This is a genomic window from Lysobacter sp. HDW10 (assembly GCF_011300685.1).
Classification (GTDB): domain Bacteria; phylum Pseudomonadota; class Gammaproteobacteria; order Xanthomonadales; family Xanthomonadaceae; genus Solilutibacter.
Window position 1 is genome coordinate 1,667,772 of record NZ_CP049864.1, and the last position, 17,243, is coordinate 1,685,014.

18 protein-coding genes are annotated in these 17,243 nt (G+C 56.9%); 7 read left to right on the top strand and 11 right to left on the bottom strand.

The features are described 5' to 3' along the window. Position 1: 1 nt before the first annotated feature. From G7069_RS08060 to asnS, 6 genes are read right to left on the bottom strand one after another with little or no spacing between them, the layout of a single operon-like run. Complete coding sequence (locus tag G7069_RS08060; RefSeq protein ID WP_166296163.1) at positions 2–550, bottom strand: 3-hydroxyanthranilate 3,4-dioxygenase; 549 nt, start codon at positions 548–550, stop codon at positions 2–4. Further along, the gene (locus tag G7069_RS08065; protein ID WP_166296166.1) at positions 550–981 is read right to left on the bottom strand and encodes a RidA family protein; all 432 of its coding nucleotides are present in this window, start codon (positions 979–981) and stop codon (positions 550–552) included. Before G7069_RS08065 ends, G7069_RS08060 begins: the two co-directional genes overlap by 1 nt. Further along, on the bottom strand, positions 978–1,640 hold the full coding sequence (gene can / locus G7069_RS08070) for a carbonate dehydratase (RefSeq protein WP_166296169.1): 663 nt from the start codon (positions 1,638–1,640) through the stop codon (positions 978–980). The genes G7069_RS08065 and can overlap by 4 nt, the downstream gene beginning before the upstream one ends. Beyond that, positions 1,637–1,951, bottom strand: a complete 315-nt coding sequence (locus tag G7069_RS08075; RefSeq protein ID WP_166296172.1) for a hypothetical protein — start codon at positions 1,949–1,951, stop codon at positions 1,637–1,639. Before G7069_RS08075 ends, can begins: the two co-directional genes overlap by 4 nt. Then, positions 1,948–2,265 (bottom strand): hypothetical protein, encoded by a 318-nt coding sequence (locus tag G7069_RS08080; RefSeq protein WP_166296175.1) that lies wholly within the window; start codon positions 2,263–2,265, stop codon positions 1,948–1,950. Before G7069_RS08080 ends, G7069_RS08075 begins: the two co-directional genes overlap by 4 nt. A gap of 2 nt (positions 2,266–2,267) precedes the next feature. Continuing rightward, positions 2,268–3,662 (bottom strand): asparagine--tRNA ligase, encoded by a 1,395-nt coding sequence (gene asnS, locus G7069_RS08085; protein ID WP_166296178.1) that lies wholly within the window; start codon positions 3,660–3,662, stop codon positions 2,268–2,270. A gap of 106 nt (positions 3,663–3,768) precedes the next feature. On the opposite strand from asnS, the gene G7069_RS08090 reads away from it, so the two are divergent. From G7069_RS08090 to alr, 6 genes are all read left to right on the top strand, one after another. After that, positions 3,769–4,110: an iron-sulfur cluster assembly accessory protein gene (locus G7069_RS08090; protein WP_166297658.1), complete on the top strand. Its 342-nt coding sequence runs from the start codon at positions 3,769–3,771 to the stop codon at positions 4,108–4,110. A gap of 146 nt (positions 4,111–4,256) precedes the next feature. Then, a complete protein-coding gene (gene rpsF / locus G7069_RS08095; RefSeq protein ID WP_166296181.1) occupies positions 4,257–4,676 on the top strand; it encodes a 30S ribosomal protein S6 in 420 nt (139 codons plus the stop codon). Between the two features lie 11 nt (positions 4,677–4,687). Continuing rightward, entirely contained in the window at positions 4,688–4,918 is a 231-nt protein-coding gene (rpsR, locus tag G7069_RS08100) for a 30S ribosomal protein S18 (protein ID WP_166296184.1), read from the top strand. Positions 4,919–4,978: 60 nt separating this feature from the next. Next, complete coding sequence (gene rplI / locus G7069_RS08105; protein WP_166296187.1) at positions 4,979–5,431, top strand: 50S ribosomal protein L9; 453 nt, start codon at positions 4,979–4,981, stop codon at positions 5,429–5,431. 190 nt (positions 5,432–5,621) lie between these two features. Beyond that, positions 5,622–7,019 (top strand): replicative DNA helicase, encoded by a 1,398-nt coding sequence (locus G7069_RS08110; RefSeq protein WP_166296190.1) that lies wholly within the window; start codon positions 5,622–5,624, stop codon positions 7,017–7,019. Between the two features lie 35 nt (positions 7,020–7,054). Then, a complete protein-coding gene (alr, locus tag G7069_RS08115; protein WP_166296193.1) occupies positions 7,055–8,146 on the top strand; it encodes an alanine racemase in 1,092 nt (363 codons plus the stop codon). Here the strand turns inward: alr and G7069_RS08120 are convergent, their stop codons facing one another. From G7069_RS08120 to G7069_RS08130, 3 genes are read right to left on the bottom strand one after another with little or no spacing between them, the layout of a single operon-like run. After that, entirely contained in the window at positions 8,147–9,901 is a 1,755-nt protein-coding gene (locus G7069_RS08120; RefSeq protein WP_166296196.1) for an ABC transporter transmembrane domain-containing protein, read from the bottom strand. Next, a complete protein-coding gene (locus G7069_RS08125; RefSeq protein ID WP_166296199.1) occupies positions 9,898–10,929 on the bottom strand; it encodes a hypothetical protein in 1,032 nt (343 codons plus the stop codon). Before G7069_RS08125 ends, G7069_RS08120 begins: the two co-directional genes overlap by 4 nt. Then, positions 10,926–11,483: an RNA polymerase sigma factor gene (locus G7069_RS08130; RefSeq protein ID WP_166297660.1), complete on the bottom strand. Its 558-nt coding sequence runs from the start codon at positions 11,481–11,483 to the stop codon at positions 10,926–10,928. The genes G7069_RS08125 and G7069_RS08130 overlap by 4 nt, the downstream gene beginning before the upstream one ends. Before the next feature lie 172 nt (positions 11,484–11,655). Here G7069_RS08130 and G7069_RS08135 point away from each other — a divergent pair, with 172 nt between their 5' ends. Beyond that, entirely contained in the window at positions 11,656–14,433 is a 2,778-nt protein-coding gene (locus G7069_RS08135) for an EAL domain-containing protein (RefSeq protein ID WP_205758705.1), read from the top strand. Here the strand turns inward: G7069_RS08135 and G7069_RS08140 are convergent. Together G7069_RS08140 and xseA are read right to left on the bottom strand one after the other, a co-directional pair. Then, positions 14,430–15,854, bottom strand: a complete 1,425-nt coding sequence (locus tag G7069_RS08140) for an aldehyde dehydrogenase family protein (RefSeq protein ID WP_166296205.1) — start codon at positions 15,852–15,854, stop codon at positions 14,430–14,432. The genes G7069_RS08135 and G7069_RS08140 overlap by 4 nt on opposite strands. Beyond that, positions 15,851–17,197, bottom strand: coding sequence for an exodeoxyribonuclease VII large subunit (xseA, locus tag G7069_RS08145; RefSeq protein ID WP_166296208.1), 1,347 nt, complete (start codon positions 17,195–17,197; stop codon positions 15,851–15,853). The genes G7069_RS08140 and xseA overlap by 4 nt, the downstream gene beginning before the upstream one ends. Between the last annotated feature and the right edge of the window lie 46 nt (positions 17,198–17,243).

Consider the following 17,243-nt stretch of genomic DNA (forward strand, 5'->3'; position numbering starts at 1 on the left):
GTCAGGTGATATCGGCTTGAGAGTGGGCGTCGAGTTCGTAATGCGATGGTCGTGGATTCAATGTGCCGCACTGTTTGCAAGTGCGCAATGCGTCATCGCGATAGAAGCGCTCGAAAACCTTGAAGAAATCATTTTCGATGTCGACTAAATGAAAGAATTCCTCGTAAATCTTTTCATTACAGTTCACGCAAAACCACATCAATGCATCGTCTTCGTGTGCAAGCCGTTTGCGTTCCATCACCAAGCCCACTGAGCCGGGCATGCGCTGTGGGCTGTGCGGCGTGCGCGGCGGCAAATAGAAGATCTCGCCCGCCTTGATCGGAATGTCGCGTGCTTTGCCATCCTCTTGGATACGCAGCACCATCTCACCTTCGAGTTGATAGAACCATTCCGCGCCTTCTTCAAAATGGTAATCGGTGCGCGAATTCGGGCCGCCGACAATCATCACGATGAAATCGTCATGGACAATTGTCTTATTGCCCACCGGCGGTTTTAGCAAATGTCGATGTTCGTCAATCCAGTGCTGCAAATTGATGGGATTCGGTAACATCACGCATCTCCAAGCACGGCCGTGCATTTGAACTCAATGGCAATGGGCGCCGGAAGTTGCGTGATACCCACAGTCGTGCGACAGGGTGCATTCGCAGCATCAGGAAACTTTTCTGCCCACAAGGCGTTGTACGTTTGGAAATCACGTTCCATGTCGGTCAGAAAGACCGTGACGTCAACAACGTTTGCCCAAGTCGCGCCGCAGGATGCGAGCACGCGCTCAACATTGTCGAACACCGATCGTGTTTGCAGTGCAATGTCATAAGACACCAGCTTGCCTTCTCGATCAAAGACATTGCCGGGTGCAGTATTGGTTGCGGGGTCGCGGGGGCCGATGCCGGATAGAAACAGCAGCGATCCGACGCGACGTGCATGCGGGTAATGACCCACGGGCTTCGGCGCCGCATCGCTGTGAATGCCGGCCGTGCTCATCGATTCATCCTGTCGGCGTGAATTTCGACCAAGGCACGTCCGTACTGTGCTTTGAATGCCTCGTTCGAGTTCACGTTCAAACCGATGTCATGCACGATGCCGTCATTGAGGCTGTAGACCCAGCCGTGCACTACGAGCTTTTGACCGCGGGCCCAGGCGTCTTGAACAATCGTCGTCGTGCAGACGTTGGCGACTTGTTCCAATGCGTTGAGGTCACACAAGCGGTCATGACGCATTTGCGATGTGTCGAGCGATTCGATGAATTCGAGGTGCTTGTCGCGCACATCGGTGACGTGACGAATCCAATTGTCGGCCAAGCCCAATCGGCTTTGGTTCAAACCTGCATGTACGCCACCACAGCCATAGTGCCCGACAACCAAAATATGCTCGACCTTGAGGACATCTACCGCAAATTGAATCACTGACAAGCAGTTGAGATCGGTGTGCACGACGACATTGGCGATATTGCGATGGACAAACACTTCGCCCGGTGCGACGTCGACGACTTGGTTTGCAGGCACGCGTGAATCAGAGCAGCCAATCCAAAGGTACTTAGGAGCTTGTTGCTTGGAGAGCCGCTGGAAAAATGTCGGGTCTTCCGCGTGAACGCGTCGCGACCATTCACGGTTGTTTGCCAGCAGCTCATCCAAATGTGTCATGCGCGAATTCCTAGAGTGCGAACCATGTGTGGTATCAAAGCATCGTCATGCGGGCCTGCGGGCGTTGTCATATCCGCCAAGCTAAAGCCGCGTGCGAGTGCGTCTTCTTCATCTAGACCGTCCCAAGAGACAAACTCGGCGTCCATCAAAGCAGCGCGTGCGGTATCGGGGCTGTCATAGGGCAGGATGTTGCCGTCTGAGTCCAAAACTTCCGCGGTCCCGGCTTCGCGAATTCGAAGCCGCGCCCAAATCAATGTGTTGCCGAGTGTGGCCAACCACCATTCGTCATGTGCATTGTCATCAAGACTCATCCGCCGACTCCGGGAAAGAGCACTGCAAACACGTATAGCAACGCAGCGAAGAAAAGACCCGCCAAAATGACGATCAAAGAAATGCGGGCAGGAGTGGCCAAGCCGGTGAACGAGCGATCTTGCAGCGCTCTGTAGCGACCACTTAGCAACCACCACAATGCTTTCGGATTCAAGAAAGCAAACTCACCCAACATCGATTTGCTTGCGGGATGCTTGTCACGCAGGTGCACCAGCGACAGCGGCCAAAAGATGACGAACGCGGTCGCGCCCGCGATGGCCATGGCAACAAACCAAAGTGCAAAGAACAAAATCATGATCAGAACTCCGCGCTACCCGGCGCGCGCGGATACGCAATCGCGTCACGGATATTCGTTAAACCACACACGTAGACCACGAGGCGTTCGAAGCCCAAACCGAATCCGGCATGCGGCACGCTGCCGTAGCGACGGAAATCGCGATACCAGCTGTAGTGTTCAGTATCCAAGCCGAACTGCTGCATGCGTGCGTCCAACACATCCAGACGTTCTTCACGTTGCGAGCCGCCGATGATCTCGCCGATACCCGGGGCCAGCACATCCATCGCGGCCACGGTCTTGCCGTCATCATTCAAACGCATGTAGAACGCTTTGATTTCTTCCGGATAGTTCATGACAACGACAGGGCGGCCCACATGCTCTTCGGTTAGCCAGCGCTCGTGTTCGGTTTGCAAATCCAGACCCCATTCGACCGGGAACTCAAACTTTTTGCCGCTCTTTTGCAGCAAGGACACCGCGTCGGTGTAATCAATGCGTTCGAACGGCGCGTTGACGAACGCTTCCAGGCGTGTCGCAGCGTCTTTTTGCACGCGTTCCGCAATAAACGCCATGTCGTCTGCACGTTCGCTCAAAACAGCACGGAACAAATACTTCAGGAAGTCTTCGGCAAGGTTGGCGTTGTCATTGAGATCCGCAAACGCCACTTCGGGTTCAATCATCCAGAACTCAGCCAAGTGGCGCGTGGTGTGCGATTGCTCTGCGCGGAAGGTCGGACCGAAGGTATAGACCTTGCTGAGCGCCAAGCAATAGGCTTCGACATTCAGCTGGCCAGACACGGTGAGGAAGGTTTCCTTACCGAAGAAGTCACGGCTGAAATCGACCTGGCCGTCTTTTGTGCGCGGCAAGTTCGCCATGTCCAAAGTGGAGATGCGGAACATCTGTCCGGCACCTTCGGCGTCGCTGGTCGTGATGATCGGCGTTGAAATCCAATAGAAGCCGTTTTCATGGAAATAGCGATGGACGGCCATCGAAAGACAATGACGAATACGCGTGACCGCGCCGAACAAGTTGGTGCGCGGACGCAAATGTGCGACTTCGCGCAAGAATTCCGGCGACATCGGTTTGGGTTGGATCGGGTAGGTGAGGGGGTCTTCCACCCAACCGATCACATCCACCGTATCTGCTTGGATCTCGTAGCTTTGGCCTTTGCCCTGCGACTTCACCAAAGTGCCAGAGGCAATCACGGAGCAGCCAGAAGAAAGTTTGCGCACATCTTCGAAGTTCGACAGCGCATTTGTGGCCACGACCTGCATGGGTGAGAAACAGGAGCCATCGCTGACTTGAATGAAGCACAAGTTCGCCGATTCGCGCACAGTGCGAATCCAGCCGCGAAGGGTGACTTTTCCGCCTTCAGGCAATTTGCCCGAAAGCGCATGTTCTACGCTAGAAATCGTCATGGTGCAGGCGCTCGGGATGAATCTTCAAGAAACATCCATGATAAAGGAAAGCCCGCTTGGGTCATCCGAGCTTGAAGCACCTGCGCATCGGCCCCATCATGTGCGCATGAGTATTGAATTAGCACCTGCCGCGCTTGAACGCGTGCAAAGTTATCTCACGGCCGAACCCAACAAAACCGGGCTCCGCTTTGGCGTCCGCAAAACCGGCTGCTCCGGCTGGGGCTACGTGATCGAGATGGCGGACAGCGTGGCAGCAGATGACGTCGTGTTCGAACAGGACGGTGTGAAGGTATTGGTGGACCCCACCAGTCTCCCCCTGGTCGACGGCACGATCATCGATTTCATCAAGCAAGGCCTGAACGAGCAGTTCGTCTTCAGAAACCCGCAGGTGCAGGGCGAATGCGGCTGCGGCGAAAGTTTCACGACCGATCCAGACAAGGCCCTCTAAGCGCCAGCGCCCAATTTTGCGTCTTGCACGCAAGTGATTGATTTGTCATAATGTCTGGCTCCCTGAACGGGGAGACCTTGCTCCATCCATTGGGAGGAGCTGTCCGGATCGCAATCCCGCGGCCGGATGTCCAAAAGGAAAACACAATGCGTCATTACGAAATCGTGTTCATGGTCCATCCGGACCAGAGCGAACAAGTGCCGGGCATGATCGAGCGCACCACCGCTTTGATCGAAGCCGCCAGCGGCAAAATCCACCGCACCGAAGATTGGGGCCGCCGCATGCTGGCTTACCCGATCAACAATTTGGTGAAAGCCCACTACATCATGATGAACATCGAAGCTGACCAAGCTTCGTTGAACGAGCTCGTTGACGGTTTCCGTTTCAACGATGCAGTGTTGCGCCACCTCGTGATCGCACGTGATGAAGCCGTGACCGAACAATCCTTGATCATGAAGAACAAGGACGAGAAGGTTGAACGCGGTGACCGCCGTCGTCGTGACGACGTCGAAGTCGAAGGTGTTGACGATTCGGAAGAATCTGACGACTCCGTTGAAGCCGCTTAAGGAGCACACACATGTCCAAATTCTTCCGCCGCCGCAAGTTCTGCAAATTCACTGCCGAAGGCATCGTTGAAGTCGATTACAAAGACCTCAATACCTTGCGCCAATACATCACCGAAAACGGCAAGATCATCCCGAGCCGCATCACCGGCACCAAGTCGCGCTACCAGCGCCAGTTGGCTACCGCCGTGAAGCGCGCACGTTTCTTGGCTTTGCTGCCGTACACGGATAACCACGACGTTTAATCGTCAACGTCCTTCCGGACAACACCCATGCTGCAGCGCAAGCTGCTAACGGAGACACACATGAAATTGATTTTGTTGCAGAAAGTTCAAAACCTCGGCGCGTTGGGCGATACCGTCAACGTGAAGCCGGGCTATGGCCGTAACTACCTCGTGCCGCAAGGCAAGGCTGTGCCGGCAACGGCCGCCAACTTGGCCTCGTTTGAAGCCAAGCGCGCTGAGTACGAAGCGAAAGCCAAGGCGATCCTCAACGAAGCCGAATCGCGTCGTGCCAAGCTCGACGGCGCCAGCGTCACCTTGAAGGCGCACGCTTCGGCCGAAGGCAAGCTGTATGGTTCGGTGACCCCGCGTGATATCGCGGACGCACTGACCGCACAAGGCACGCCGGTTCAAAAGAGCGAAGTGGTGTTGGGCGAAGGCCCGATCCGCCACACGGGCGAATTCGATGTCGTGTTGCATTTCGCAGCAGACGTCGAAACCACGCTCAAGGTCATTGTGGAAGGCGACGTCGCCTAAGCACTGGCTTCAAGTTGTTTGAATACGGGCGCTTAGGCGCCCGTATTTGTTTGTCTCAACCCTTGAGACTGTCAGGGAATACAAAGATCAGAGATTCCCACCGGTTATCCACAGGCTTGTCCCTAACGCCTGAAGGCGATGCCGTGATTAGATGATCGACCGTCCCCATGCTTTGTGGAGCTTTTGTCCGATGTCATCCAAACCGCGCTTCAATTCGGATAACCGGACGGAAAGGAAGATCGATCAACTACGGGTGCCACCGCATTCGATTGAGGCCGAGCAAAGCGTTTTGGGTGGGCTCATGCTTTCGCCGATTTCGATTGAAGCGGTTGCAGAAATTCTCACCGAAAGTGCGTTCTATCGACGCGATCACCAATTGATCTATCGCGCGATCAAACAATTGAACGATAAAGACCAGCCGTTCGATGCCGTGACCTTGGGCGAGTGGTTTGATTCGCAAGGCATGTCCGAAATGGTCGCCGGCGGCGCTTACTTGATTGAGCTGGCCTCAACGACACCGTCGGCCGCCAATATTCGCGCCTACGCCAATATCGTGCGCGATAAGGCCACACTTCGAAACTTGATTGATGTCGGCACGAGCATCGTCAATGATGCGTTCCAGCCTGAAGGTCGCGAGAGCCGTGAAGTGCTCGCCAAGGCTGAGCAAGACGTCTTCGCGCTCGCAAACACCGAAGGGCAGGGCCGCAAAGACTTCGTCGACCTCAACTCCGCATTGAACAGCGCCGTCGACATGCTGCAGGAGCGCTATGCCAACCAAGGCGCGGTGACCGGCCTGTCAACGGGCTACACCGATTTGGATGAAATGACGGCGGGCTTGCAGCCCAGCGATCTGGTGATTGTTGCGGCGCGTCCCTCCATGGGCAAGACCACGCTGGCCTTGAATATGGCTGAGTACGCGGCCATCAAGTCGCGTAAAGCGGTCGCTGTGTTTTCGATGGAAATGTCGGCGTCGCAACTGGCGATGCGTTTGGTGTCGTCCGTCGGCCGTATTGACGCGCGCAGGCTAAGAACGGGCGCCTTGGAAGATGAAGATTGGACCCGTGTTACGCATGCCGTGTCGATGTTGAACACCGCCAAAATCTTCATCGAAGAAACACCCGGTTTGTCGCCAGATGTCTTGCGTTCGAAGTCACGCCGCTTGAAGCGCGAGCATGATCTCGGCCTGATCGTGATCGACTATCTGCAGCTGATGTCGGTGCCTGGCAACAATGAAAACCGCGCGACAGAGATCTCCGAAATTTCACGGAGTTTGAAAGCCTTGGCTAAAGAGCTCAACGTGCCCGTGATTGCTTTGTCGCAGTTGAATCGATCACTTGAAACGCGCCAAGACAAACGACCTGTCATGGCCGACTTGCGCGAATCCGGTGCTATCGAGCAAGACGCCGACATGATCTGCTTCATCTATCGCGACGAGTATTACAACAAGGAGTCCGCCGATAAGGGGCTGGCCGAAATCATCATCGGCAAGCAACGGAATGGCCCGACGGGCATGGTCAAGCTGAAGTTCTTTGGTGAGTACACGCGCTTTGACAATTTGGCGCGCGACAGCATCGGACAATTCGAATAAACGCGCGCATGACGCGCACCTTCTAAACTCGTTCCATGGCACGTTCAACGACAGCAACCATCCATCCAGACGCCCTGCGTCACAACCTTGGCGTCATTCGTAAATTGGCACCAGCCAGCAAAGTCATGGCCATTGTCAAAGCCGATGGCTACGGGCATGGCTTGGAACGTGTCGCGAATGCGCTCGCGGGTGCGGATGCGTTCGGTGTGGCCGCGTTGGCAGATGCAGAGCGCTTGCGTGCTACCGGTTTGTCGCAACCCATTCTGTTGTTGTCAGGGTTTGATGCGCCCGACGACGTGCCGCGCATGCGGGCGCTGAATGTCTGGTCAGTGGTGCATCACGCCTCGCAATTGGAGATGCTCGAGCAATCTGAGGGCACGGAACCATTGCGGTGTTGGTTGAAGGTAGACACCGGCATGCATCGTCTCGGGTTCGCGCCTGAGGAGGTGCGTGACGTCTACGCGCGATTGAAGGCGCTGACATCCGTCGACGATGAAATCGGTCTGCTTCAGCACTTTGCGAGTTCAGATGAGTACCTGGACAGTGCGTCCAGAGGCGCGCAAACCCTGTCGCAATTAAGCGTTTTTGACTCTGTCACCCAAGGCTTGGCGGGCGAACGTTCGATGGCCAATTCGGCCGCCGTGTTGGGTTGGCCGCAGTCGCACGGTGATTGGGTGCGCCCGGGTGGCGCGCTCTACGGCATTTCGGTCTGCGAAGGAAAGACGGGCGCAGATTACGGCTTGCGTCCGGCAATGACCTTGACCACACGTCTGATTTCGGTGAAGTCGATTCCTGCCGGTGGACGGGTCGGCTATGCGGGCACCTGGACCGCGCCCGAGGACATGCGTATCGGTGTCGCTGCGGTGGGCTATGGCGATGGCTACCCGAGAATGGCCGCTTCAGGCACGCAAGTGCGCGTGGCAGGCAAAGTGGTACCGACGGTGGGTCGCGTTTCAATGGACCTGATGACGATTGATTTGCGTACGTGCCCCGAAGCAAGCACCGGCGATGAAGTCACCCTGTGGGGCGAAGGTTTACCCGTCGAGCACGTGGGTGAATCCGCGGGCACGATTGGCTACGAGCCTGTGTGCTCGATCACGCGCCGTGTTCGATTTGTCGAAGACTGATCAATCCAAAAATTGAAGTTTGGCCAACTCGGCATACAGGCCGCCTTGTGCAAGCAATTCGGCGTGTGTCCCGCTCGCAACAATCCGGCCTGTATCCATAACGACAATCCGATCGGCTTTGAGAATTGTTGAAAGTCGATGGGCGATCACCAAGGTGGTGCGTCCTTCCATTAGATGCCCCAGCGCGGTTTGAACCGCCATCTCACTTTGCGCATCCAAGGCGGACGTGGCTTCATCCAGCAGTAGGATCGGCGCGTCTTTCAAAATCGCACGGGCAATCACAATCCGTTGTTGTTGTCCGCCCGACAGTCGGGCACCACGTTCGCCCAATTGCGAATCAAACCCTTCTGGCAAGGCTTGAATGAAGTCGAGTGCTTCCGCAGCACGCGTGGCTTCTTTTAGTGCGGCATCGTCGGCATCCAGACGGCCATAACGAATATTTTCGGCGGCCGTGGCGGCAAATATCGTGGGTGATTGCGGGACGAGCGCAATGTTGTCACGCAACTCAGAGGGATCCGCAGTGCGAATGTCGATGCCGTCGATGTCGATATGACCGGAATCTGGGTCATGAAAACGCAACAGCAAGGAGAACACCGTGCTCTTGCCCGCACCCGATGGACCCACCAAGGCAACCGTTTCGCCCGGACGAACTTGCAAAGAGAAATTCTGCAAGGCGGCGGTATCGGGCCGGGAAGGGTAGTGGAAAACGACGTCGTCAAAACGGATATCGCCATTGACAGCTGTCGTCCAATGCGCGGGCTGCGCAGGTGCACGAATTTCCGGTGCTTCTTGCATCAGTTCATTGACACGACCCATGCCGCCGGCTGCACGTTGCAGCTCATTCCAGACTTCCGCCAAGGCACCGACGGAACCGCCGCCGATCATTGCGTACATCAAGAACTGCCCCAATGTGCCCGCAGACATTTCACCGGTGACCACTTCCCGAGCGCCGCTCCATAGCACCAAAGTGACCGCGCCAAAGATCAAGACGATTGCGAGTGCGGTGACCCAGGATTGCGCGGCAATGCGCCGACGTGCGCTGTCCAACGCAATATTCAGGCCCGTCGTGTAGCGATTCAATTCGTAGGGTTCGCGCGCGTGGGCTTGCACGGTGCGCATGGCGCCCAGTACTTCGGTCGCGTGCGTATTGGCATCTGCAATGCGGTCTTGATTCTGCCGTGACATCCCTTGCAAACGTCGACCACTCAGCACCAAAGGTGCAACGGCGAGGGGGATGCCGATCATCGTATAGCCGGCCAGATGCGGGCTAGTCACCACAAGGCCGATCAAACTCCCCAAGACGGTGATCACGCTGCGCAAGGCCACCGACATCGTTGAACCCACCACGCTGCGAAGCAACTCGGCATCTGCGGTCAAGCGCGAGACCAGTTCACCGCTCCGTGTCTTGTCTTGAAACTCCGCATCCAACGAAAGCAGATGCGCGAACAAGCGATTGCGTAGATCGGCCACCACACGTTCGCCTAACAACGAGACGAAGAAGAAACGCACTGCCGTGGCAATTGCGAGCACCAAGGTGACGCCAAAGATAAAGAGGAAGGTGCCGTCGATTTTGGAAAGGTCGTGAAACCCCAAGTCGATCATCTTTCGAATGGCAATCGGAATCGTCAGCGTTGCCGCCGAGCTGCATGCGAGTGCAATCAACCAGCCGGCAAACAGCGTTTTCTCGCGCCGAACAAACGGCCAAAGCGCTTTCAGCGTGCCAACCGCAGCACGCGGCTTTTTTTCTTCAGTCATTTGTCAGTATTCACTTTGCCCAAAGGCGCGAGATCTGCAGGCACGGTGGCCTCGGGGTAACGTTTCCGCCAAGCCTCCAGGCTCGCTGCGGCTTCTTCTTTCTTGCCGGCCTGCATCAGCGCACGTATGCGCTTCAGCCAGGCAACTTGAACGTCTTGCGCTTCGGTGGTCTTTGGCGGTCTCGGGTCGTAACCATTTTCCAAAGTGATCGCGTCGCTCTGAGTTGCAGGCGGTGCCTGTGAAGGGACAGGTGCGGGCGCCGCTGCCGCGGCGGGTGCCGGTTGTGGCGGTGGCGGGCGGGCCGCGCTCGCAGCCGCTTGGCGCGAAAGCACACCGTCTTTTGCGCTGCTTTCCGTGGCGGCATCGTTTGCACGACGGGCGGCGTTGGCCGTGTCGAGCTGCGGGGATGCTGATACAGGCGCGCGTTGCTTGGACTGCATACTCGCCGCACGATCTACTTCCGCTTCTGCTGCCTTGAAGTCGGTATCCGAGCGCGCCTCAGCCGCGCGTACGGCATTTTCTACGGCGTCCACGGTTGGCGTGTCTGCTGCACGCGCCTTCGTTGCAGCGTGTGTCGAAATCTCGGCGCCTGTGTCGATGCGCGCAGTGGGGTCGGGTACGGCTTCTATCGCTGCGGGCGCTTCCACTACTGCTTTATCTGACTCAGCGGCCTGCGCAACGACCGGACGATCGTCTACAGTTTCGTCAATCGTCTTTGCCGGTGCAGCCACTTCTGCCGCTTGCGAAGCAGCAGAGCGATACCCGTCCATCTCTGTTGATTGGGGCGTCTTCAAGGTCTTCCATGCGACGCCCAATGCCAATACGCAGGCAGCGGCAACACCGCCGTATCGAAGCCAGTGCATTGGCTGTGCGCGTGCGCGGTCGGCACTGCGCACGGCGTGATGGGCATCAGAACGAATGGCTTGCTCGATTTCCGGGCTTGGCGCATAGGTGCGCTTGCCGAGTCCGAGCTTCGCAGCCAGATCGCGTTCTTCTGCCGTCAACGGTTCGAAGTCATCGATACTCACGACGCCATCTCCAGCTTTAATTTGTCCATGGCATAGCGCAAGCGCGATTTGACCGTTTCTCGGCCTACACCTGTGATGCGGCCAATGTCTTCCAAAGACAACTCCTGATCGAGTCTCAGTGCGATGACCACTCGCTGCTCGTCCGGCAATCGCTCCATCGCGAGTTGTAAGCGGCGCCGCACTTCAAACGTAGACATTTCGTGTTCGGGCGTGCGCTGCTCGGCGACACGTTCGATTCGATCGTCCGCGTCTGCAGGCGCGGCGGGGCGAAGCTTGGCACTGCGCCAATGGTCCATCAATCGATTGTGTGCAATTTGAAACAGCCAACTTTTGAAATTTGCGGTGGGTTGCCAATGCGTCCGGTTCACAACCACTTTCTGCCAGACGTCTTGAAAGAGCTCATCGGCAAGTGCTTGATTACGCACGTGTTGCATGAGAAATCGGAAGAGCGGCAGTCGACAACTTTGATAAAGACGATCGAAGGCCGTAGGATCGCCGGCCACATAGGCCGCCATCCATACGTTGTCTTGATCGAGCGTGGCGTTGCCGTCCATCCAATAAATATTCCGAATCCACTGCACCATGCTAACCGACCCTCTTTGAACCCTTGGTGGAGGGTTTTGGGGCAGCACTTTGCGCTATTCTCGCGCTATGGGAGATGTATCGGAAGCCACCACGATCATGGGGACATCGGGCTGCGCTGAGTTTCCTCGGATTGCTCGATTCTTGCGTGAGATTGGCGCCATATTGCCGGCAGGTTCTTCGGTTGCCGGTGCGTGGTCGTTTGGCGGTGCGTCCGCTTCATGCTCGAGCGGGCCAGATGCCAATAATCTTGAGGCCTTTGCGCTCTCGGCGCTAAGCCAAGATCCCGCCGTTGCACCGCATCTGAAAGTTTGGACGTCCGGACGTCGGCGACAAGCTTTGGCATTGCATCTGCTTGACGGCGCTGTGCTCGAGGCGTCGATCTGGAACTTCGTTGTCAGCCAATTTGAATCTGTGCTCGACTCCGAGCGTGCAGATCGACAAGTCAAAGCGCTGGATGCGTCCAAACAACTCCAACAGGCTTTGTTCAATATCAGTGAGGTCGTGCAGTCCGACGCGTCGATGGATGAAGTCTTGGAGATCATCCATAAAGATGTGGCGCAATTGATGTATGCCCGCAACTTCATGGTGCTGACTTGGGACCGGGATACCGACTTGGTCCAGCTGCGCTACTTCGTTGACGAAATGGACGAGGCGAGCAAAGTGGCTTCGCGCGTCCCGTATCCCGCGACGCAAATGACGCAGAGTTTGGCCGTACGCATGATGATCGGCGGCAAGCCGCTGTTGGGGCCTTCGGACGATTTGTGTGTGTCGCTCGGCATCAGTACGCACCCTGCGTATGGCTCTCCAAGTCGTGCCTGGCTCGGCGTGCCGATGATGAGCGGTGGCGTGGTGCGTGGTGCGATTGTCGTGCAGAGCTACGAGGAAGAGGCGGAGTACTCAGAAGAATCGCTGCGTATTCTGGAGTTCGTTGCACAGCATTTGCAGATGGCATTGGATCAGCGCCGCGAGATCGACGCGTTGGAGGCTAGGGTTTACGAGCGGACGCATCAGCTCAGAAACGCCAATATGATTCTGCAAAATGAGATCAGCGAGCGCCAACGTGGCGAGGCGCTGCAACGCACACTCTTTAGGATTTCTGAGTTGTCGACCGCGCCGATCAGTGGCGAGCGGTTCTTCTCGGAAGTGCACGAAATTATTTCGAAATTGGTTGACTGCCAAAACTTCTTTATTGCATTGCTCGATGAGTCGCACGAATACCTCGAGCTTGCCTACAGAATCGACCTGCAAGGTGCCGCGCCGCGCAGGCGCCATCGCTTGAACTCGATCACGGACTACGTGGTGTCGCACGGTCGGCCGACGCTCCTTGATCGACCCGCGATTCAAAAAATGATCGAAGAGGGTCGTGTCGAAGCTGCCGGCGAAATTCCGTATTCGTGGTTGGGCGTGCCACTGCGCAAAGAAAACTCGGTGATTGGCGCGATGGTTGTTCAAAGCTATAACGAACACGTCGTGTACGACGAGCGCGATTTGGAGCTCTTTGTGTTTGCGGCACAACAAGTGGGCGGCGCATTGTCGCGACGTACTGCTGTGGTCGAGCTGGAAAACCGTGTCACGCGACGCACGCAAGAGCTCGCACGTTCTAACCGCGCGCTCTTGGCTGAAATCGCCGAACGCATTCGTGTGGAAGATCGACTCCATCACCAGGCGCAGCATGACGTGTTGACGGGCTTGGCAAATCGCCGCCAATTGTTGGATCGCTTGTCGCGAGATATGCGCAATGCGCGCTCAGATGGAACAGTCCCTTCGTTTGCGGTGCTCTATCTGGACATGGATCAGTTCAAATTGGTCAATGATTCGATGGGTCACGCGGCGGGTGATGAAATGCTGGTCGACGTGGCACGCCGTTTGCAGGAGCACGTGCGCCCCGATGATTTGGTTGCGCGTTTGGGCGGGGATGAGTTTGCAATCCTCACCGAGCACTTCGAAGACCCGATGGTGATTGAATCGATGGCGGCGCGCATCCTTGCAGCGTTTGAACGACCATTGCGGATTCATGATCGCGAACTGTTTCCTTCCGCCAGTATCGGCATTGCCTATTGGCGCGAAGGCTACTTCAACGGCGAAGAACTGTTGCGCGATGCCGACGCAGCCATGTATCGAGCGAAGGCCTTGGGCCGCGGCAAGTTCATGGTGTTCGATGAAGAAATGCGCGCTGAATCTGTGCGATTGCTCGATCTGGAAGCTGATTTGCGTCGCGCCATCAACAACGAATCTTTCGAAGTTGTCTATCAGCCCGTGGTGGCCTTCAGTGGCGGCGAAGTCGTCGGTTACGAGGCCTTGGTGCGTTGGATCGATGCCGATGGCAGTTACGTTTTGCCGGATGACTTTATTGGCATGGGCGAAGACAGTGGCCTGATACAAGCCGTCGATTGGTTGGTGTATCGAAAGGTTGCCCGCCGACTGGCAGCACCAGGCACAACCTACATCAGCATCAATGTGTCGCCACAGCATTTCCAGTCGGGAGACTTTGTCGAAAGGCTGATCGAAATGTTGAGCGATGCAGGCGCAGACGTGAACCGACTTCGCATTGAAATCACGGAAAATGCGTTGATGGAAGATGACGGTCTGGCGATGGAAGTACTCGTGAAGCTACGCCGTCATGGCGTCAAAACACTGTTAGATGATTTTGGTACGGGCTATTCGGCACTGTCTTATTTGAGACGATTCCCGCTCTATGGCATCAAGGTCGATCGCTCGTTTATTTCCGGCATGCATGGCGATAGTGACGGCAGCAGCGAAGCGCTCGTGAATGCCATCATCGCGATGTCGCATGCCTTGAATTTGGAGTGTGTTGCAGAAGGTGTCGAAACCGAATATCAAGCGCAGCATTTGGCTGCCGCGGGCTGCGGTTTTGCGCAGGGCTTTCTCTACGGACGTCCCGCCGCACTGAGCAACTAACGGTCTTTCAGTAGCAGCAGTCGCGTTTCACTCATGTCTTCGATGGCATATCGAATGCCTTCGCGTCCCAAGCCGGAGTGTTTGACACCGCCATAGGGCATGGCATCGACGCGGATGCTGGGGACGTCGCCAATGACGACGCCGCCTACTTCCAAGATGTCCCATGCGCGCATGGCATGGGCAATATCAGCGGTAAAGACGCCTGCTTGCAATCCGAACTTGCTGTCATTCGCGCGCTTAAGCGCCGACTCGAAGCGCGAGAATTTTTCGAGCACCTTGACCGGACCGAAGACTTCTTCTGTTTGCAACTTGGCCTTCATGGGGACGTGTTCAAACAAAGCCGGCGCAAGGCGATTGCCACGACGTTTGCCGCGAACCAGTGCGACGCCGCCCATGGATTCAGCCTCGTCCATCCACGCGTCGATGCGTTTGGCGGCGGCTTCGTCAATCATGGGGCCGAGGTCAGTGGTCGAACGCATCGGACTGCCGGACTTGAGAGCCCGTACCGCGCGAATCAATCGGTTCTTAACGGTGTCGTACATGGCCTCATGCACGAGAAGACGCTGCACACTGATGCAGCTCTGTCCGCTTTGATAGTAGCCGCCCATCATCAAGCGATTGATCAGCGTGTCCAAATCGCATCCTGGGTTCTTGTCCACGATGCAGGCTGCATTGCCACCGAGTTCCAAGGTGACTTTCTTGCGCCCGGCACGTGCCTTGAGTTCCCAACCGATCAAGCCGCCCGTGAAAGAGAGCAAGGCAATTCGCTCATCTTCAACCAGCGGCGCGGCGTCATCATTGCTGCAGGGCAAGACCGAGAATGCACCTTCCGGCAATCCAGCCTCAGCTAAGACTTCCGCAATGATGAGTGCGCCGACCGGTGTCTTCTCGGCCGGTTTTAGGACAAAGGGGCAGCCCGCAGCAATTGCCGGCGCGACCTTATGTGCGACCAGATTGAGTGGAAAGTTGAAGGGCGTAATGAAACTGCAGACACCAATCGGCACGCGCTTGGTGAATCCGCGCAGGCCTTCTGCGCGCGGCGAAATTTGCAATGACAATACCTCGCCCTGTTCGCGCATGGCTTCACTGGCGGCCACGCGGAAGGTGTCGATGAGTCGTGTCACTTCGCCCGTTGCGTCTTTGATCGGCTTTCCTGCTTCGATGCAGAGGGCATTGGCCAAGGCGTCCCGGCGCGTTTCAAATGCCTGTACGCAGCGGTTAAGAATGGCTTGCCGTGCATGTGCGGGCAGTGCGGCCATGGCGGGCTTCGCGGCTTCAGCGGCGCGAATCGCTGCAAGGATGTCTGCGCGTGTGGCATACGCCACTTTCCACGCCACTTCGCCCGTGTATTTGTCGAGCACAGACAAATCATGATTCGCGTTTACAGGTTTGCCGGCTAAGTAGTAGGGCAGCTTTTTCATGCATCCTTCTCCTTTGCGGTGACTTTGACAGACAACCGACCGTCTCGAACTCTGGCGACCAGCTCATCTCCAAGTGACACTTGATCGACGGATTGAATGAGTGCGCCGCGCGTGTCTTGGACCAGCGCGTAGCCTCGATCGACAGTGGCCAATGGGCTAATGGCATGCAGCGTCCGTCCCAGACCCTGCAATTTTTGTACGCGCATGCGCACAGCGCTGCTGCTCGCGTCAGCTAAACGTCGCATCGCTGTCGTGCTGCGTATCGCCAGAAGTTCAGGGAGTGCTGCGGGGTGCTTGGCAAGCAAGCGCGCACGTGCGTGCAGCAAACGCTGCGCGCGCATCGCGTGTTCCCGCGTGCGAATAGATTGGAGGCGTGACCAAACGGCTTTGGCGCGCTCATGCATCGTTTGCATCCGCGCCAACGGCGAGGTGGCCGTCAGACGCTTTGCAGTCTGGTCCAGATGTCTGCGCGCGAGATCGAGCGCATGACGATTGCGCTGACTGAGCTGACGCATGTCGCCGCTCAATCGCGCGTGCAGGTCTGCACTGGCCGGCGTCAACAGTTCAGACGCCGCAGAAGGTGTTGCGGCGCGGATGTCGGCAGCGAAGTCGGACAGCGTGGTGTCGCTCTCGTGTCCGACAGCGGAAACGGTCGGTGTTTTTGCCGCAGCGATCGCGCGCACCAAGGCTTCGTCATTGAATGCCCAGAGGTCTTCCAGTGAGCCACCGCCACGCGTCAAAAGAATGGCGTCATAACGTTCGCTTTGATCTGCCCATTGCAGTGCTGCCAAGATCTGCGCGGGCGCGGTGGTGCCCTGCACTTGGACAGGCACCACATCCACTTCAATCATCGGAAAGCGCCGTGCAATGACACTGATGACATCGCGGATGGCGGCACCGCTGGGTGACGTGATGACAGCCAGTCGTCGCACGAAGCGCGGCAGTGCACGTTTGCGCGCCGGGTCAAACACGCCCTCCGCTTGAAGCTGTCGACGCAAGCGTTCCAGTTGTCGACGCAGCTCGCCTTCACCTGCGAGCGTCATGCCGTCGGCAATCAATTGGTAGTCGCCGCGAGGCTCGTACAGCGAAATCTTGCCGTGCACGACAACCCGGGTGCCATCGGCCGGCACAAAGTCCAAACGCTGGCTCTTGGGCTTGAACAATGCGCACCGAACTTGGGCGCGCTCATCCTTCAAAGTGAAGTACAGATGACCCGATGCTGGCCGCGCCAAGTTGCCTATTTCGCCTTCCACCTTGATGCCGCCGAACATATCCTCAAGGGCATTCCGCGCGAGGCTGTTCAGCTGGCTGGGTGTCAGGATGTTGTCTTCGATGGGCGCCATGCCATCAGCATAACGATTCCTCCTTGGACGGAATGTAAAATGTCCC